15 protein-coding genes are annotated in these 18,339 nt (G+C 44.5%); 7 read left to right on the forward strand and 8 right to left on the reverse strand.

All coding sequences use genetic code 11. The features are described 5' to 3' along the window. Nucleotides 1-96: 96 nt before the first annotated feature. A complete protein-coding gene (locus ACJJIN_RS21300; protein ID WP_444896108.1) occupies nt 97-3,114 on the reverse strand; it encodes a DUF2339 domain-containing protein in 3,018 nt (1,005 codons plus the stop codon). Nucleotides 3,115-3,712: 598 nt separating this feature from the next. On the opposite strand from ACJJIN_RS21300, the gene ACJJIN_RS21305 reads away from it, so the two are divergent. Next, nucleotides 3,713-4,435 carry an AzlC family ABC transporter permease gene (locus ACJJIN_RS21305; protein WP_444896109.1) on the forward strand — a complete coding sequence of 241 codons (723 nt, stop codon included), beginning with the start codon at nt 3,713-3,715 and terminating at the stop codon, nt 4,433-4,435. Further along, nucleotides 4,432-4,746 carry a branched-chain amino acid transport AzlD family protein gene (locus ACJJIN_RS21310; RefSeq protein WP_444896110.1) on the forward strand — a complete coding sequence of 105 codons (315 nt, stop codon included), beginning with the start codon at nt 4,432-4,434 and terminating at the stop codon, nt 4,744-4,746. The genes ACJJIN_RS21305 and ACJJIN_RS21310 overlap by 4 nt, the downstream gene beginning before the upstream one ends. A gap of 131 nt (nt 4,747-4,877) precedes the next feature. Here ACJJIN_RS21310 and ACJJIN_RS21315 read toward each other — a convergent pair whose 3' ends face one another. Together ACJJIN_RS21315 and ACJJIN_RS21320 are read right to left on the reverse strand one after the other, a co-directional pair. Further along, nucleotides 4,878-5,258, reverse strand: coding sequence for a DUF5329 family protein (locus ACJJIN_RS21315; RefSeq protein WP_444896111.1), 381 nt, complete (start codon nt 5,256-5,258; stop codon nt 4,878-4,880). A 115-nt stretch (nt 5,259-5,373) separates the two neighbouring features. After that, a complete protein-coding gene (locus ACJJIN_RS21320) occupies nt 5,374-5,733 on the reverse strand; it encodes a hypothetical protein (RefSeq protein ID WP_444896112.1) in 360 nt (119 codons plus the stop codon). A 638-nt stretch (nt 5,734-6,371) separates the two neighbouring features. Here ACJJIN_RS21320 and ACJJIN_RS21325 point away from each other — a divergent pair. Next, on the forward strand, nt 6,372-7,571 hold the full coding sequence (locus ACJJIN_RS21325; RefSeq protein ID WP_444896113.1) for an Ig-like domain-containing protein: 1,200 nt from the start codon (nt 6,372-6,374) through the stop codon (nt 7,569-7,571). Beyond that, a complete protein-coding gene (locus ACJJIN_RS21330) occupies nt 7,489-9,216 on the forward strand; it encodes a hypothetical protein (protein ID WP_444896114.1) in 1,728 nt (575 codons plus the stop codon). Before ACJJIN_RS21325 ends, ACJJIN_RS21330 begins: the two co-directional genes overlap by 83 nt. A gap of 323 nt (nt 9,217-9,539) precedes the next feature. Here the strand turns inward: ACJJIN_RS21330 and ACJJIN_RS21335 are convergent, their stop codons facing one another. After that, nucleotides 9,540-10,664 carry an alkene reductase gene (locus ACJJIN_RS21335; protein WP_444896115.1) on the reverse strand — a complete coding sequence of 375 codons (1,125 nt, stop codon included), beginning with the start codon at nt 10,662-10,664 and terminating at the stop codon, nt 9,540-9,542. 146 nt (nt 10,665-10,810) lie between these two features. On the opposite strand from ACJJIN_RS21335, the gene ACJJIN_RS21340 reads away from it, so the two are divergent. After that, a complete protein-coding gene (locus tag ACJJIN_RS21340) occupies nt 10,811-11,734 on the forward strand; it encodes a LysR family transcriptional regulator (RefSeq protein WP_444896116.1) in 924 nt (307 codons plus the stop codon). A gap of 116 nt (nt 11,735-11,850) precedes the next feature. Here ACJJIN_RS21340 and ACJJIN_RS21345 read toward each other — a convergent pair whose 3' ends face one another. Further along, nucleotides 11,851-14,016, reverse strand: coding sequence for a winged helix-turn-helix domain-containing protein (locus ACJJIN_RS21345; RefSeq protein WP_444896117.1), 2,166 nt, complete (start codon nt 14,014-14,016; stop codon nt 11,851-11,853). 220 nt (nt 14,017-14,236) lie between these two features. Here ACJJIN_RS21345 and ACJJIN_RS21350 point away from each other — a divergent pair, with 220 nt between their 5' ends. Together ACJJIN_RS21350 and ACJJIN_RS21355 are read left to right on the forward strand one after the other, a co-directional pair. Beyond that, the gene (locus tag ACJJIN_RS21350) at nt 14,237-15,088 is read left to right on the forward strand and encodes an alpha/beta hydrolase (protein WP_444896118.1); all 852 of its coding nucleotides are present in this window, start codon (nt 14,237-14,239) and stop codon (nt 15,086-15,088) included. Nucleotides 15,089-15,137: 49 nt separating this feature from the next. Beyond that, nucleotides 15,138-16,340 carry a serine hydrolase domain-containing protein gene (locus ACJJIN_RS21355; protein ID WP_444896119.1) on the forward strand — a complete coding sequence of 401 codons (1,203 nt, stop codon included), beginning with the start codon at nt 15,138-15,140 and terminating at the stop codon, nt 16,338-16,340. 167 nt (nt 16,341-16,507) lie between these two features. On the opposite strand, the gene csrA is transcribed toward ACJJIN_RS21355, so the two are convergent. The 3 genes from csrA to ACJJIN_RS21370 all read right to left on the reverse strand — a co-directional run bounded on the left by csrA (nt 16,508) and on the right by ACJJIN_RS21370 (nt 18,185). Beyond that, nucleotides 16,508-16,717, reverse strand: a complete 210-nt coding sequence (gene csrA, locus ACJJIN_RS21360) for a carbon storage regulator CsrA (RefSeq protein WP_282931298.1) — start codon at nt 16,715-16,717, stop codon at nt 16,508-16,510. 575 nt (nt 16,718-17,292) lie between these two features. Beyond that, nucleotides 17,293-17,616, reverse strand: coding sequence for a hypothetical protein (locus tag ACJJIN_RS21365; protein ID WP_444896120.1), 324 nt, complete (start codon nt 17,614-17,616; stop codon nt 17,293-17,295). Further along, nucleotides 17,613-18,185, reverse strand: coding sequence for a hypothetical protein (locus ACJJIN_RS21370; protein ID WP_444896121.1), 573 nt, complete (start codon nt 18,183-18,185; stop codon nt 17,613-17,615). Before ACJJIN_RS21370 ends, ACJJIN_RS21365 begins: the two co-directional genes overlap by 4 nt. Between the last annotated feature and the right edge of the window lie 154 nt (nt 18,186-18,339).

The raw sequence follows: 18,339 nt of genomic DNA on the forward strand, positions 1-18,339 counted from the left end.
TTCTTTGCTCTAATAATACCCTCTTTTAAGGAGCTTAATTTGCTAATAGCTAAGGGATTTCTGAATAAATTTATGTCGATAATGAAAAAAGGCTGCCTATTCAGGCAGCCTTTTATTTGGTAGGAATCTCTGGTATTGATAGGCCGCCCCCAGCATACACAATCCCACTAACATGCAAACGACTATCTTCTGTATTAGTGAGAAGTCCTGCATATCCCAGAGCACAATCTTCAGTGCAGCTATGCCGTAGATAATTAGTGACAACTTAAGTAGTTTCTGGGTTTCGGGCTTTAATGTTTGGAACAATAGTAGGGTTGCATGGACAACGAGAGCGAAAGAAACTGCCGGTAGCCACATGGCATCAAATAGCTGTGCTAATAGAGCTACGTAAACAATAATCGCGGTAACATGCACCAGCCACATATTTGCCATTCGATGACCAGACCAAACGGCTCTCGTAGGCAGGGTTTTGTGGTAAGCCAGCAGGACAGCGATGCCAAGAGAGACCAGGTTATAGGCTCCAATCCACTCTGCATTGTGCGATTTCACAATGACAGCTCCGACTTGAATCAGTGTGATTAATTCAAAAATACCCAGTGTCAGCATGTAGAAGGGCGTAAGCTGGTTGCGTACTGGTGCCAGCTTGGGTTGGCTGAAAAAGAGGCTTCCAAAATAGAGCTGGGTGAGTAGTAATGACAGGATAAAGTCATGAGTTAAAGTGTAACTGACAGCTATCAGCACTGCCGCAAAATAGTAAAAGGCCATCGGGAATACAGGCTTCAGCGCCCAGTGAATAGCATGCTGCCACTCCCTACCTGCGGGGTATCGCTTTAAGCCCTGGCCAAACCATATGAGCCCTATGAAGCTGGCGACTCCCAGCAATAGCCCCTCCATCGCCTTGCCCTGCCAGCCGACAAACTCCTGTAGGAGACAACCGCCGATAGTGATAAGGCTTGCAGCAGAAATCAAAATGCGAACTTCTTGTTTTAGATGTTCCATCCGCAGCCATTTGTAGAGGAATAGGGCAATACCACACGAGAACCACATAGCAACAGTGAAGTAGTTACTGGCCTTATACAGTATGGTAGGTAAGGCAATAATGGGCAGTAAAGCGTAAAAGAGTTTACGCAGTGCCAATGCCAGCTTCTGCCCTGGTGATTGTATTTTCAGCTGGTGATAAAGCTCCGCAAGCAACCAAAGTCCCAGGAAAGCTTCAATACTAGCGATTTTTCCGTAGGGGATTTGATCGTAGAAATGAAGGTTGCCTACAACCGATGCACTGGCTAACAGTGGGACAAACAACAGAAGGTAATGCCAGAGACCGAGCCACTCGCTAAATGCTGAATTCATGCGCTGGCTACGCCAGATCAGGAAAGTCATTGGCAGTGGTGCCAGCAACCACATCCCTTGCGGCCAGATAATACCCACCGATAGCAGGAAGCTCGCAGATAAAAGCAGTCCGAAAGCATTATCTGCGATATAAGTGAAACGTTGTTCTGCGGGAGTGATTTTACCGGTACTACGGCATAATAGCTGGGTGAGCGCAAAGGCCCCAGCACTGAGGGTCAGCCAGTTAGTCCAGCCTGCACTCACCTCTAAGGATAATAGTAGTGGAGCAGGAACCAAGCTCTCAGCCACCCATAGGAGAGCTTGCAAGAATAAGGTTACGCCGGCGAGGGCTAGAGCGATATAGCCCTCAGTTCGCACGCTGACAAAACCAAAATGTATTCCAAGGTAAATCAGCAGGAGGCCTTCCAGGCACCAAACAATGCCCAAAAATTCAGGGCTGCAGAGTGCCAGAATTGCTAGGCCTGTTAACAAGCCCCCATGGAGTAAAGCCATTGCGAGGATACTACGGGCCGAGGCACTATTTACATCGTAGCCGAACAGGTGGCGTGAGTAGATGGCGAGCGCGGCCCAGGGTGTTAGGTTGAGTAACCAAACCACACCTAGTGCATTAGCAGTGGGCGCTAGAGACCAACTAAGATGAATAAATAGCACCAGGTTTGCTACCAGCAAACCGAGGCGCCTCCTATCCATTTCTTTGCCACTAAGCCCGCCCAGTATGTAAAGGGCAAACCCGTAGAAGAAACCATGCAGTATCAGTAACAGACCCCAGTTTGAGCTAGACTCGCCCAAGTTTGCGACTGAAAACTCGAACATCCCTGCGCTGAGCACCATGGTGACCACTGCCAGCTGAGGCCATTGAATCAACTTGGACAAACGCAGCATTGCGAGCGCGAGTACCAACAAGTAGCTGAGATAAATAACTGCGGATGGATCAAAATGATTGGCCACCAAGGGCATCGTGGCTCCACCCAGCAGAGTCACCATGGCAACAACCCGGGTCTCGAATAGTAGGGCGAGTAAATAAGCAACTCCGGTAGTTACTACAAGCAGCCCCACACCGATAGGAATCGGAACCAGCTGATAGTAAGGCCCAGTAAAGTAACCACATAAGTAAAGCAGTATGACCCCGAGAGCGATTAGTCCTGAGCCGTAGTCCGCCATGTTGGGCATGCGCCGCCTGAACATTACCCCACCAGTAGTAGTCGCCGCTGCTACCAGGAAGCCCAAAGTCACTTTACCTACAGGCCCCAAATAGGCATTGAAGGAAAACTGCAACAGGTAAGCAAAGCCAAACACCAGCGCCAGGATGCCGGCAGCGGTCATAAAGAAGACAGGAGCCTTCCCTTGGCTTTGGTAGTGCCGGTAGAAACTCATCAGGGAGCCCCATACTCGGCTAATGGGTTCCAGAGCAGGTTCCAATAGACTCGGTAGCTCTTCAGATAGCCATTTAGCCTGTCTACTAGGCTTCCTGGCTGTGTTAGGAGCAGTGGCAATAGTACTTGCTGGCTGGGTTGGAGTTTCAGGAAGAGGGGGAGTAGGTTGCTCTATCGATGGGGATCTGGAGGGATGAGTACCCATCAATTGGGATAGCTCATCTTCTGGCTCATCCACTGTCGGGAGCTGGCTTGCTAACTGATCCCCAGTATCTTGCTGTATCTGCGCTTCTAGAGCCGATAACCGCTGTTCGAATATCTCAATGCGACGGCGATTGTCTCGCTCCAGCAGGGCTAGTTCCGCGCGAAGTGATTGCAGTTCACTTTCCATAACTTGCTCTAAATGCTTTTTTCCGAGGCTACCTGGGCCTGACTGAGGGAACAAGTATTTATAGGGTTATGGCTACCTATTCAATTAGTTTTGATAAATATATCACTGTTTATCAGGTAAGTGTTCGCCAACTGCCTTGTTGGCAACTAATAAAATCGTAGGAAGATTTAGAACAGTGAAGATTGCTATTTTTGTTCTGTCTGTTTTACGGTGATTGGGGCAGGGGAGATCGTTTGTTGTCACTCAACCAAGAAGCTTGATAGGTCTCGATAAGATAGTTCTTTCACTGTATAGCGCTTACCAAAACTACTTTTTCTATATTTTTACTTTTTTGCACTTAATATTTCAATGTGGAAAAATCATTTGACCCCCTGTAATTCAAAATATATAAGTTCCACCAGAAAAAAGATTAAACATCTTTAAATATTTCACGAAAAATATGAGAGCTAGGTTTCAAAGATCTAGATATCGCATGTTGTTAATCATTTGTTGTTGTCAATTTCATATGCTCGATTGTGTATCCCTCAAGTAACTTTGTGATTTTGTATCAGGTAGAATAGTAGATATTCCCAAATAGTAAAAGTTGTCAGTAATTATTATGGATGTTCAAAGAGCCATTCCCACAGAAAGACCGCATTCACTTGTAATGGCAGCAATACTTGATACTTTGCCATTAGCAATAGCTGTAATTCCCTGGGGGATTCTTTGTGGTTCTTTAGGGATTAAAATGGGCTTGAGTCCACTAGAATCACAGCTAATGTCCTTGCTGGTATTTGCCGGGGCAGCCCAGTTATCGGCTCTTTCCATTATTGGTGTGGGCGGTGGACTTTCGTCTATTCTTGGTAGTACAGCAGTTGTAAGTTCTCGCCATTTACTCTACTCAGCAACTTTTAGAAATGAAGCTTTAAAGCTGCCTATATACAAGCGAATTGTATTTGCCTTTCTTCTTACGGATGAAATGTTTGCAGTTGCAGAGAATAAAAAGAGAGTACTTGGATATTTTTCGTTTGAATATGCGCTAATGTCCGGATTTACCTTCTACTTAATATGGAATTTATCCACCTTTGTAGGCGTTGTTGCAGGAAAGAGTATTCCAAATTTAGAAGCGCTTGGATTGGAATTTGCAATTGCTGCAACTTTTATTGCTATGGTAGTTCCAAATATTAAATCTAGGGCTACTCTTATAGCTGTTTTGATTTCGGCAGTAAGTTCCGTAATGTTTCATATTTATGCAGTACCCAATGGATTACTCTTTTCAGGATTGATGGGTATGTGCATAGGTTATCTATTGGAAGACAAGGTCGAGGAGGAAGAGGTATGAGTATTTATACAATCTTAGCAATGTCTACCATTACTTTTTACATGCGTTATGCTTTTTTTGTAAAGAATCTTCCAATAAAGCTAAACAATAATACCCAACGTTTTTTAAGATTTACTGCACCCTGTATATTGACCTCAATGGCTACTCCAATCGTATTTGGAGAGGTTGAGCTTTCCAATTCTGATCTGGCTAACCCCTTCCTTGTGGCAGGTCTCTTTACTATTTTAGTAAGCTGCGTGATTAAGAATATCCTTGCCGTTGTCCTTCTTAGTATATTTGCATTTTCAGTGATGAAGTTCTTTTTTAGCTGAAAGAGCTTTAACTGTTTAGAGCGAAAGCTAATCGGCAGCAAGTTTAGTAGGCTGAAGTTAGGTTAAGCCAAATTTTGATGGTAAATTAAGGTGTCAGTTTAAATTAATTTGCTCTTCTTTTTATTAATGGTCTAAGTGTTATCAGGAGTTAACTTAACTGAGTCACGATAGCGTGCCAGCTCATCTAAAAGCCACTGCTGGGATGCTTCTTTAGGCTTATCGGTACACTGAATATGATATGGCTTGCCACTAAAGGTGCTCTTGGTTGCACTTAGCTTAATAAAATCTTCCGCGCTATCAATTTTGTTGGAGAAATACTTATATTTCTTCTCCATATGCTCCACTGCTTCCTGGCTGGTGTGCTCACTATCATTGCGGATAAAGGTACACTCTGAGGTAGAGACAAACTCTATTAGATGGTTTATTTCGTTGATAGGATTATCTGCCTGAGCCAGGATGGAGGACGTACTTAGCGAGATAATAGTAAGTAAAGTTGAGAGACTTTTAATCATTTTCCCATTACTTGGCTGTGGAGTATCAGGGGGGGGCATTAGCGGGCCAAGAACTGGTATAGAGTCAAGAGGAGCTCTATACCAGAACTTATACCAAGGCCAGCAGCCTGGTGCTTTAAGTGTTCTTAGTGACTATCACTTTTGCAGTACACTGTACGCTCTTGCTAGCTTCCTCTCCAACAATTTCAGAGGATTCAGTCAAAATTTGGGAAACCGTAAGTTCAGAGGCAGAGATCACCTCCATCATTTCCTTCTTACAGTTGGTGATGTTGATTGCATTAGAGATAGCTGGGTCGTAGCTGATCTTGTGAGAGAAGTTTCTCTCTTCTTCACCATTACGGCTTCTTTTGATGCTTTGGAACGCCTCTTTACCCGCATCTACAGTATCCCCGATCACGTTGCTAGGCTGTACCTCGAGCTTCATACAGGAAGTGGTGGCCAAGGCTATTGCAATAATGGTTAAGAATTTGTTCATTTCTTCTTTAGGCTCTGGAAATTGTAGTGTTTAACCCTTAATAGAACGGTAAGCCTACCGTTCAGAAGTCTAGAGGATCATTCTACATGAGCGGCCGTAGTGAGTCGTAACAGAACTCGAATTGTAGTTGATAATCAGTCAGGGCTGATTGCATATTGTTCAAATCGGTTGATAAAAATACATTTAAGATAGAGCTTTCTCGCTAGGAACTAACTCTGGAAGTGGTTCTTAGTGGTTTTTCCATAACTAGTATTATGGAATGGTTCCTAGCTTATTGAACTTATTGCCTTCTACTCAAATTTCGACATTCGTTTGTTCTATTGACAATTCCGAGTCAAAGGTTACTGACCTGCGTAGGTATTGAGTTTCTAGTCTTTTCTTTAAAATTCCTGGGGAGATCAAAAAGGTTTTTTCACCCTAGTTATTAATAAAAATGATAACAAGGAATTACTACTTAACTTCTAGGGTCACTTTGTTCAAAGGTCTATACAGTGAATGATTGGTCACCAATCTATTTGGTACGATCTGGGTGTAAAATCCACAAAGATCCTTATTTTGTCCATAATTTCTTTGCTAAAGTTGCGCCCCATAAAAGTTCAACAAAAAAATTTGTTAAAAACTCTTGGGGAGATCATATAGTGAGCAGCTTTAAGAAAGTTTTGTGCCTCAGCTCTATCATTTCAATTGCAGCTTGCGGAGGTGGAGGTGGAGGCGGCGGTGGCAGTTCGAATGAAGGTGGTTCGGGTGGTGGTTCAACTAATAGCGCCCCTGAGTTTGTCTCTGCAAGTGAAGTCACTACGGAGGAAAATAGTACCGGTATTTTGCTTACACTATCCGCTAGTGATGCCGATGGAGACAGTATTAGTTACAACACTATCGGCGGAGAAGACCAGTCCCGTTTTCTGATAGATAACGGTAACCAGTTGCGCTTTGGTTTTGCTCCAGACTTCGAGAATCCTGCCGACGCAGATGGAGATAATATCTACCAGGTGGTAATCGAGGCTAGCGATGGCAACGGAGGTCAGGCGAGCCAGGAAATTGTGGTAACAGTTACTAATGTCAACGATGGCGCTCCCGAGTTTTCATCTGCAACTGAAGTTACAGTCGAAGAAGGTGTAAGCGGAATTTTTTACACCGCTACGGCCCAGGACCCAGATGGAGATGAGGTCACATTTTCATTGAACGACGATGCTGATACGGCATTGTTTTCTATTGATTCTGCTAGCGGTGAACTTAGCTTTAACACTGCTCCAGATTTTGAGTCTCCTGTGGATAGTGACGAGGATAACAATTATCAGCTGTCCATCAGTGCCTCCGATAGCGAGGGGGTTGCTAACCAGCTTTCGTTACAAGTCACTGTAACTAACCTGGCCACACCTTCAGCTCGAATCGATTTTCCGACCGGCGGTGCCAATATGGGTGGGAAGCTTTCCAGCATTTCTCTTACTGCCAGGGTGTTCGACCTGGAAAGTGGCGAGAATGCTTCTGAGCAATTAGTTAACATCCTTCTTGATGGACAGTCACCGACTGCAGACACACCTTCGCAGTCAACCTGGTATCTCGATACTCCAATTAGTGAAGGTAGAAATTCTTACGCTCTCTCAACCCAGTTCGTCACTGGTGAAACGGTTCAGGAATCAATCATCGTCAAGAACGAGCTGTCAATCTCATACCCAGTCGGTGTGTCCTATGATAACTTTTACGGAAGCTGGTATTTCGCCGACTCCCTTTTAGGAGCGATATTTGAGGTAGGCAGTGCGCGTTCGAGTGATTTCTGGGCCATTGGTTGGTTCAGGCCCGGCATTCAATCCGATCGATATGGTACAAAACTTCCCTGAAATACGCAGCAACCCTGCCAATGACTACTTTATTGTTTTAAATCATGAGGGAAGTATCTATTCTGTCCAACGCGACAGCGGTGACCGCACGCAATTGACCAAATGGGTATCGGGAGATCTCACCTCGTTAGCCCTAACGGGCTCTGGAGGTGAAGCTTATACTACAAGAGCAGCGGGAACTTTTGGCGAGATTATTAAATTTGATTTGTCAAGCGGGGATTACTCCGTGATATCCAGCTCAAACTCATCATCCCCGAAGGGTATTGGCGCCGACATGGTGAACCCGAGGGGTATCGCATTAGATGAGGCGAATGGACAGCTGTACGTGGGTGATGATAGTACCGACTCTATTCTTAGGATTGATATTGCCAGCGGCGATAGAACGACAATAAGCGGTAATGGTATTGGCAGTGGTGAACCTGTCTACCAGCCAATGGATTTAATCGTTGATTTTGATAGTAATCAAATTTATGTCGCCAACGGTAGCGCCCAGAATATTTTGCAAGTGGATATTGCAACGGGTAATCGATCAGTTGTAACTAGTTGGACTAAAGGTGAAGGGTTGCGACTTGAAAACCCTTGGTCAATTGGCCGGGGGGCTGATAGCGATCGTTTGCTGGTTTCTGGAATTCTTATCGATCCGGTGGTCATGTCCGTTGACACCAGTACTGGTGATCGTGCAGAAATTTCCTCCAACCATGTCGGCTCGGGACCCAGCTACGTTTGGAACGATATAAGCTATAACCGTGAGACTGATCGGTTACTGACTGTTGTTATAGATAGTTCCATAGCGGCGGAAATAGATTTACAAAACGGCAATCGCACCATTGCGGCTGAATTTATTCCGCCCGCTTCAGCTCGGATTCGACCGTCTGCGATTGTTCCGGATGACTCAGGTCAATATGCCTATATATTCGATGAGAGCAGCGATGAATTAATTAAGCTTGATTTGGAAAGTGGTGAATTCGAGAGTATCTCTGCATCTGGTATTGGTGAAGGCCCTGCGTTCTCCGGTGGCGTAGAAGCCATGGAGTTGGATGCTACTAACAATCGCATGGTTTTGCTAGAGGATACAGGGTTAGTAAGCGTAGATCTTGATAGTGGCGATAGGGAAGTTATCTCCGCTAATGATACCGGCACTGGAACCTTCTTTGACTCCGCCAAAGGCTTAGCGCTAGATCTCGCTAATAACCGCGCCTTTGTAAGTGATTCAGGTACTAGTGGCATAGACTGGCAAGTAGACCTGAGCACCGGTGTCAGTGAGTCAGGAACCGGTGCTATCTGGGAAGTAGACTTGACTACTGGTGACAGGAACACTTTCGCCTCGTCAGTGCACGGCGGTAGTAATAATAAGATCCCTAATGATATTGCCCTGGACACTATTGGCAACCGCCTTTTAGTCGGCACTAATAGCGGAAGTTTAGTAGCCATTGATATGGACGACTTTTCACAGTCAATTCTATCTAGTGGCAAGGGTTGTGATAGCGACTGCCGTGGTGACGGAATTGAAGTGGAGAGCCTCTCCTCCATGGCCATTGACACAGAAGGCCGCCGCCTCTTTGCCTACGATGGTGGCTCGAATGGCGTGCAAGGAGTTGTCGTTATTGACTTGCGTTCTGGCCAACGCGCACTGGCTTCCAAATAGGAGCCTACCGGGCCCCAAATGAAAGGGGCCCGGTATCTTTATATTGAATTGCGAGGCTTGTATAGCAGGTTCTGGAACTACGAGATCATTCTGGATCGGTATTGGAGGCCTTGCTTGAATGGCAAGTCCTTTAAAAACGGCAATAAATAATTCTACAGTAGCTCAATAAAAGAAGCCCCAGAAAATAGAATTCTCTGAGGCTATCTATTTCTAATCAATAAGCGCTTATGCCTTTTAAATAGCGCTGATAGACTTTAGAAATATTTATAGGAATATAACTTACAGCTAGCAATTCATAATGAACGAGCCCAACCTACATTAGATCACGGCTGGTATGGGGGGTAGTCCGTATATCCTACTTCGGTACCGCCATACATAGTGCTTGGATCAACCTGATTGAGTGGCCATTCATTGCGAATACGTGTGGGAAGATCCGGGTTGGCAATAAAAGGTCGGCCAAAGCCAAAGATATCTCCGTTACCAGCGTCAAGCACCCGCAAAGCTTTTTCGGGGGAATACTTTCCTGCATACATGATGCGCCCGCTAAAGACTTCACGTACTTCTCGATAGAAATTCTCAGGCAAATCCGGGGCATTATCCCAGTCCGCCTCAGCCAGTGACAGATAGGCAATTCCAGCTTCGTTTAGCAGCTTGATAGCCTCGATATAAGTCTTGTGGGGATCACTCTCTACCAGACCAAGGTAGACTCTGTCCTCATCGGTACTTTCGAAAAGCGGTGCAAATCGAACACCGAGCCGTTCGCCGCCAACTTCTTTTGATACCGCTGCAACAATTTCTTTAAGGAAACGCAGACGATTTTCTAAACTACCACCATACTCATCATCGCGATGATTGGTATGTTCTGAAATAAACTGGTTCACAAGGTAACCGTTGGCACAGTGTAGCTCAACGCCATCGAAGCCTGCTTCTATCGCATTGCGCGCGGCTTGGGCATAGAGTTGAACCAGTTCTTTAACTTCCTCTGTTGTCATCGCACGAGGCTCACTGGGTTCAGCCAGAGCGCCTTGTCCTGGACCTGTCTCAATAAATACCTTAACTGCGTCTGCGCGGATAGCAGAGGGCGCAACGGGCGCTGCATTGCCAGGCTGTAGTGAAGTGTGGGATACACGCCCAACGTGCCATAGCTGGGCAAAGATGATACCGCCTTGATCGTGCACGGCTTTGGTCACTTTTTTCCAGCCTTCGATCTGTTCCTTTGAATAGATTCCGGGTGTCCAAGCGTAGCCCTGGCCCCTGGGTTCGATTTGTGTGCCCTCTGTAACCATAAACCCAGCACCAGCACGCTGGGAGTAGTAGTTAGCCATCAAGTCATTGGCAATATTACCCGGCTGGCTACTACGTGATCGGGTCAGCGGTGGCAGAACAATACGGTTTTTCAGAGTGTATGGGCCCAGATTGATCTCACTGAATAGTGACTCGTTTTTCATAATGACCTTCCTGTTAAAACCTGACTGCAGTGAGTGTTTGAAAAGACACAGGTAAAAAGCAGCGGTGATAAGGGCAACTGAATAGCCCCAGCCAGTTTTGGCTGTGCCTTGTGATGGTGGGAATACTAGAGGTGCAAGGATACAATTTGAAACAACTACTCTTTGTCTTGGTTACAACTATGAATGGTATAAGCCGCCTGGACCTAAAACAGCTACGTATACTGGAAGCACTGCTTCAAGAGAGAAATCTATCCCGGGTAGCCGAAAAGGTGGGGTTAACCCAGCAAGCGATAAGCGAACAGTTGCGTAAGCTGAGAGAAGTGTTTGATGACCGGCTGTTTATCCGGCAAGGCAACGGTATGGTCCCTACGCCTGTTGCTGAGCAGCTGGGAGGCAGGGTCAGCAGCATTTTGAAGGATGTAGAGTCACTGCTAACCCCAATAGCGTTTGATCCGGCAACTTATAGAGGGATTTTTAGTATTAGTGCCACGGATTACGCGATTCAATCGGTACTGCCCCAGCTATTAGAGGTTGTCCGTAAATCTGCCCCGGAACTTAAAGTTATCGTCAGGGACTTTGAAACAGATAATCTCAATCAGTTAATGGTTGCTGGTGAGATCGACTTAGCGCTCACATTTCCTGATTTCATTCCGGATGACCTGCCATACAAATTGCTATTTGAGGAGCAGCATGTCTGTATCGCGGGAAAAAAGTCTCCACTGAAGGGTAAGTCATTAACATTGGCAGATGTAGCAGAGCTTCCGCAACTGATCATTTCACCATCACGGGCAAACCTCAAAGGATCACACGATGAGTGGTTTGCGATGCAGGGGCTAAAACGCAATATTGTTATGTCGATACCCAGCTTTTCCGCCGCTCCAGATATTATTGCTGCGACAGACACAATTGCGTTTTACCCCTCAAGACTTCTACCCAATAAAAAAGTTATTCCCCTTAAGTTGGACACGCAAACACCAAAATTTGAGGTTATAGCAGCATGGCATAGTCGATCTAACCATAGCCAGCTTCATATGTGGATGGTTGAACAGCTTATGAAACTTTTTAAGTAGCCATGCAATTTAGTTGATAGAAAACAAGAGTGATATCTTGAATTAAATCGCGGTTGGGAAATAAGATGGTTTATAGCTAACCATCTTATTTTTGAAAACTAAAATAGGCTATATTTCTATTCCCGTAAGAATAACTCAGCCACTTCTTTTTTAGCGGCAACAACATAGGTAATCATTAGGTTTTCCTGATTAATATCAGTTAGATAATCGATATCTCTATGCACTGCTCTCAAGATAGAAAAGTCACCAGTGCTGAGATCGTATGACCACAGCTGGTCATCTCGATTGATTGAGTAAATCACATTCTCTTTGATCACAAACCTTTTTTCACTGCCCTGATTAATCAGCTCTTCAATAAGCTGGTCTTCCGCAGGGCCGGGCTGCCAGAAGCGGTTCATATGATCCATATAGATCAGCCGGCCATCCTCGCTTCTTTGGGCCCAGTTAACTTGGGTATCGTTGATAATACTTACTTCGAGATTATCCAGGTTTACTTCTGCAAACTTTGTAACACCTTTCACCGTTAGAGTTAACAGTGCGAGGTTACTCACACTATCCCACTGAAATAGTCGGTCAACTGGATGCTCTAATGGGAAGGCTTCTCTGCTACCGTCCAGGGAGATCTTAGCCAGTATCTGATTGGCACTCGCCAGTATGCTTTGGCCGTCGGCAGACCAGTTAATGCCGTAGATATTGGTATCCATTGGAAACTGACTGACTTGCCGTAGATCGCTGCCATCAGTTATCCACACCTGATCTTCACCAGAGCGCCTGGATGTAAATGCAATCAAGTTGCCTTTGGGTTGGAAAATGCCATCATCTTCTCCCAAAATCGACCGTGTTGTGCTTGGGTAGAGTTCGCTGACATCTTCATCCGAAGGTGTATCGATTGACACAGGTTGGTTAAGCGGTATTGATGCAATGTCACTATCGTATCGACCCTTAATCAGAAGTGCCCTCTGCCCATTTGGGTGGAATTCCGGCGAGCTGGCAGACTGATCCAGGGGTAAATCAAGCTTACTGACCTTTCCATCATAAGTGAGAGAGAAGAGTCGCCGCCCTGTGCTAAAGATTAACTCATCTGTAAGCGGCGAAAAGTTAGGGGATATGCTCCTGCGCTGAGGTATTTCATCTGGGTAATCTACCGGATGGCTGGATAGAAGTGTCCCCTTGGAATCCAGCATATCGATATAAAGCTGGCCATCTTGATGATGACTGGTTACGGCTATTAACCCATCACTTATTGAGTAATCAAAATAGACCAGGTTTCCACTCTCCAGGTCATAAAGAACTCGACTGGCATTATCCTTGACTGAATAGTTGATCAACCGCCAACGGTCGGTCTCTTTGTGCAAAATAGCGAGATCATTATTATTTAGCCATACCGGGTTCTTAATCGCGGAATTTCTACAGCGCATTAATACATTTGGCTGCTGTGGGCTGGCTAATGCCTTTTGAAAATCCAGGCTTACCAGGTTGTAACAAGTATTTTGGGTTAGCGGTATGGTGCAGTCTTCTTCAGAAATAAATACCAGTTTCTTGCCATCCGGTGATAGTGTATGGCGGCCATAAGTACCCCATTCTGGAGTTAACTCTGTTTCCTTCTGGGTATGTATATTTCTGGCCCAGATTTTATTAACGCAGAGCTTATCTAAGTAACGATTAAATATAATATATTCACCGTCAGGCGAATAAGAAGGGCTAAACTCTTTACGGTCAGTTGCAGTTACCGCCTGTAATCGATCAAATACAAGCTGAGAGCTTTGCTCGGGCGGAGAGTATTTAAATATAACAAATACTAATAATACCAACCCGACAAGTGCAAAGATTGGAAATCGATTTGGTTTGATCGTCTGGGTTTGGTGGTTTGGATTAACCGGTGTTATATCTATTTCATGCTCAGGGGGAGTAGGGGAGGGAGCTTCCTCTTCCGGTGCTGTCTTACCCTGTGGAATAGAATCACCATCTTGCCAAACAATATCGCATTCCAGGCTATAACCCTGTTTCGCATGGGTCCTAATATAAGACTGCTGCTTCCGATCTTCCCCAAAGGCTTTTCTAAGTTGCGCAATACTTCTTTGCAGCGTATTGGGTGTGACTATTGTATCCGGCCAGACCTCAGACAGTAGCTCATCCTGGCTCACCACTTTTCGCTGATGTTTTGCCAAGTGGGTTAAGACAGCAAGGGCTTTTGGGGGGACAGTTTGCGAGTGCTCATGTCGGGTGATCTGGTTTCTGGATAAATCAACAAAGAAGTCACCCACCCAATATTGTGAAGTCATTGATGTATCTACCTGAACAAAATATGAGCTAAATTTTGGCAATGGATACTAGCATAAACCCTGATTACAGCTAAAGCAGACTTTGTAAGTTATTGATAAATAAGCACTTTATAGTAGCAGAACAAAGTCATTCAAAAGTCAGGGGCACTTCAGGTGTTTCATAGGCTCCTTGTTTAGATTGAACGCTTCTCCGATCACATATAACGGTATAAATACTGATATGAAAAAGCGTTTACTAGTCGCCTTTCTCCTGTTGCTACCTATCGCTGCCCTTGAAGCAGGTGAGCATAAGGCCCTGGAGTTATCCACAATCCAAGTAATACCCATTCAGGACTCCAGCAATAACAGAGAATACGAGCTGTTTATTAAGCTGCCTGAGAAATACGAGGAGAGTGATACTAAGAAGCATCCGGTTATTTACTATACAGATGCTTTATGGGCGGTTGAAATACTGTCGGCCACCACAGAGTATGCACTGGAAGATGCAATTTTGGTGGGCATTGGCTGGCGGAAAGGTATGCCAGCTGATGAAAATGAATGGTCGAGTCGATATCGGGACTTTAAACCAGTACTACCCTCAGATAATAAAGATAACGATAAAGAATCCTTTAAAGGAGAGGCCCATCAGCATCTCGCCTTTATCAGAAATGACGTTATAAAGTATATCGAAAGCAACTACCGCGCGAATCCAGATAATCGGACATATTTCGGTTACTCATTTGGTGGTCTCTTTGGAGTCTATGCCTTAATAAGTCAACCGGATACTTTTCAGAACTACATTATCGGTAGTCCATCAAGATTGATAGGCACTTATATGGATTCTCGTCTTGAATTAGAGCCTAACAAACCATTGATAGAACTACCAAAACAAACCAATGTATTTATTGCCTACGGCGCTTTAGAAAAGGAGCTGGGTGCAACGGTAGAAAGGTTTGTTAGTGAGTTAAAGAGCCAAAAGCTGGCTAACTTATCCATAGAACCGGTGGTTATTGAATCGGCTAATCACACAACGGCGTTTCCAAAGACTTCAGTGCGCAGTATTTATTGGCTTGCGGATAAGCTGAAACACTAATCAATGGAATATCGAATCAAATTAATTATAAATAAATTTGGGCTCAAAGATGATTATTAAAAAGCTAATCACAATCGGTTTAATGTACGGCATAAGCGCCACTGCGGGCGCAGGAGACTTACATGCTCCAGAAATAAATATGGCCGACTATGGTAGTGACCTCACAGGCCTGGAGAGATCAATACCAAAGCTTAAAAAAGCATTTATAGATACAGCCCCAGCGGATAGAAAAGACGGTATTCCTGTTGGTGAAATCGATACCATCAAGGAGAGCTTGGAAAAACTGGCACAGGAAATAGCAGCCAACCAACATACACCCTACGATAGCCTACTAATTGCACAAAACAACAAACTGGTATTTGAATCCTATTACTCCCTTGGTCGTGTCAATTTTCCTCACCCGCAAGCCTCTGCCAGCAAGGCCTATACAGCCCTGGCGATTGGGCGGGCGATACAGTTGGGCTATTTAACCATGGAAGACTTAGACAAGCCTGTCACTTCCCTCCTGAAAGGGCTGGATAGGACGAAGCTTGTTAAAGGCGCAGACCTTGTGACATTGAACCATGCCATGAGTATGCAATCTGGAATTCGTATTGATGAAAAAAAACGGGATGCCTTACTGGAAAATCCAGAGCATTTGACAGGAAAAAAGCTGGCCCAAATCTATTTAAGCCATAGCAAACCGATAACCTCAGAATCACAAACCTACTTATACCAAGGCTCAGACCCAATGATTGCAATGTTGGTGCTGGATGCTGTGGTTCCCGGTTCCGCAAGCGACTTTATTAAAGAAGAGCTGCTAGAGAAGATGGGGATCGACAACTATCACTGGAAGGAGGCCGTCAGCGGCGTGCCCCAGGCAGGGTCAAGGGCCATGATGACATCTCGCAGTATGGTTAAGTGGGGCACCTTGGTACTCAATAAAGGCAGATGGAATGGCGATCAGTTAATCCCTGAAGCGTTTATTGCTAAGGCCACCGGAAAAGTAGCTGTTCCCACAGATGATGAGTTTGACTATACCAACTTCTCATACGGCTATTTCTTCTGGCGAACCCCCCTGAAAGTTGGCGATAAGAAATATATCGCGAAGTTTGGCTGGGGCGGTGGTGGCCAGTATGTGATCTCTATAGAAGATCTTGATATGGTGATTGCGATCACCGGCCATAGAGATGATGACAAAACCCTAGGTTTGATAGAACAACGTATTTTGCCGGCTTTTGTATCTTCTGCATTAAGTGGTACAGCTGGCTAAACTGTTACATTAATTGACCTTGCCTAGGCACTGTTAAACTTTCCTGTCCAGCATTTGGGGCCTTTGGAATAAGGAAGCCCTAAATGCCGGACAGATTGTTCGATTACACAAGGGTTGCGGTAGTTATCGTTTTTGAATTGGTAGGACCAAAGCAGGATTGTTAGGGTTCACTCTACTGGGAAAATTTGCTTTTTATCCCCATTGTCTTGCCTCTGTTGTCTTTTGATTCTCCTATAAATCTCTTCGCGGTGAACCGCCAAAGTCTTGGGAGCGATTATACCTACCCGCACCTGATTACCTTTAACTTCTAATATTGTGATTGAGACGTTTTCCCCAATCCTGAGGTTCTCGCCTGTACGGCGGTTTAAAATCAACATATTGGTTTCCTAATGAGACGCAAAGCATTGGCAAACCTCCCGCAACGGGAAGGCCAGGAAAGTAATATCGGTTGCGGGCATTAGGAGGGGCGCGAGAACGGTAGGCGTAAAAGAAGAAAAGGCGGGCGCTAGACTCCCAGTACTTTGGGAATCGCCTCAGGTTACTGAATTTGCAACCTTTTATTGAAGACGAGTGGGTTTCTAGCGTACCATTCATGGAGCCATTTTGATAACTGTTCTATCAATTTGGTTAGCTGGCCCCGGGTGTTGCCGCACCTTGGGTCAGCGCCTTTTACTGTCTCTTACGTCACGCTACCGTTCTCCTTTGAGAGTGGGTCTTTTAGAAAATTCTCGGTGTTCTTTTTATCTTGGGCTGCTGGCTTGTTGAAGCCGATTTGATCACGGCCCAAAATATTGCTAAATATCTATCGATTCTACGCAGCTTTGACGCTGAAGAAAACTTAATAAAATCTAATAAGATTATTTTGGCGTCTATATTTTTTATGAGTTTATTTTGTCGAATGGCAATTGCTCATTGAAAATGGAACCCAAAATAGTGATCCTTTTAATGAGAACTATGAACCGTTAATCCTATTGGATTCTTCAATCCATTGTTGGTTAAAGCCTGCTCTTTTGGTATAGCCGATGAAAATATTCATTAATCTTTCCATGCAGCTCTCAAGATCTACTTCAAACTCTAACTCTTCGTCGGCCTGGTAATCTTCAGCTGCTTGGTCTGCCATGTCCCAAAAAAACTGGGTTAACCGCTTTGCATCTTCGGCTGAAGTAATGTCATTCTTGCCGAGCACTATGTTTTCAGCAAATTGATTTTTCAATTTTTTAGAGTAATGAACAGCAACTTGCTTGGCTGTGATTTCGTATTCATTAAATTTCATCATTTCTTGTAAGCCTCAAGATCTAGATCATTCATTATGGCCATTCTCTGAGAAATTAAGTTCAATTTTTCAATAAGTTGTGATACGAGCATTTTCTCGGTTACAACCAGGAAAAAATGTTCGCTATTGTTTGGGTCTACTTCGAATCCAAGCCCCTTAGGTATACTTGTACTGTCCTCTAAAATCCAATAGGCCACGCTTATCTTTGTGCCTTTTTTCTGGAATCTGCCTAAAAGATCTAAAGTAAATTTTGTTTGATTAAATGTTGAGGAAAATGAAAGACCATGAGTTTTACTTGGTAATACCCAATCAGGGTTGCTCTCTGACAAGAGGTAGTCCCCTTCCTTTAGCCCACCTTGTGACTGCTCATCGCCAAAGATTACGCGTTTTTTTCCTAAACTTTCCGTGTGATATACAGTAGGAGAATGTGGCTCAATCGTTGTTCTAAACATTACATCTTGAGACTTATCTTTCATGTCCCTGTGCTGGGCAATGAGATTGTTGATTCGATCTTCAATAGATGCCAATGTTTTCAATTGATTTTGAAATACATAAGGTTTTGATTTTCCCACCCCTATCTCCTTTTTTGGGACTTCCTTGATATAGGAAAACTACTTAATCCGCTATGAAGTACATGTGTATTTATGTCTTAGGCAAAGTGCTGAGCGGTGAAGTTGCACTAAAGTACAATAAACTTTCCATTTCTTTTATTTTATTAAATATGAA

Source organism: Microbulbifer maximicatervae (SeqCode) (assembly GCF_052467505.1).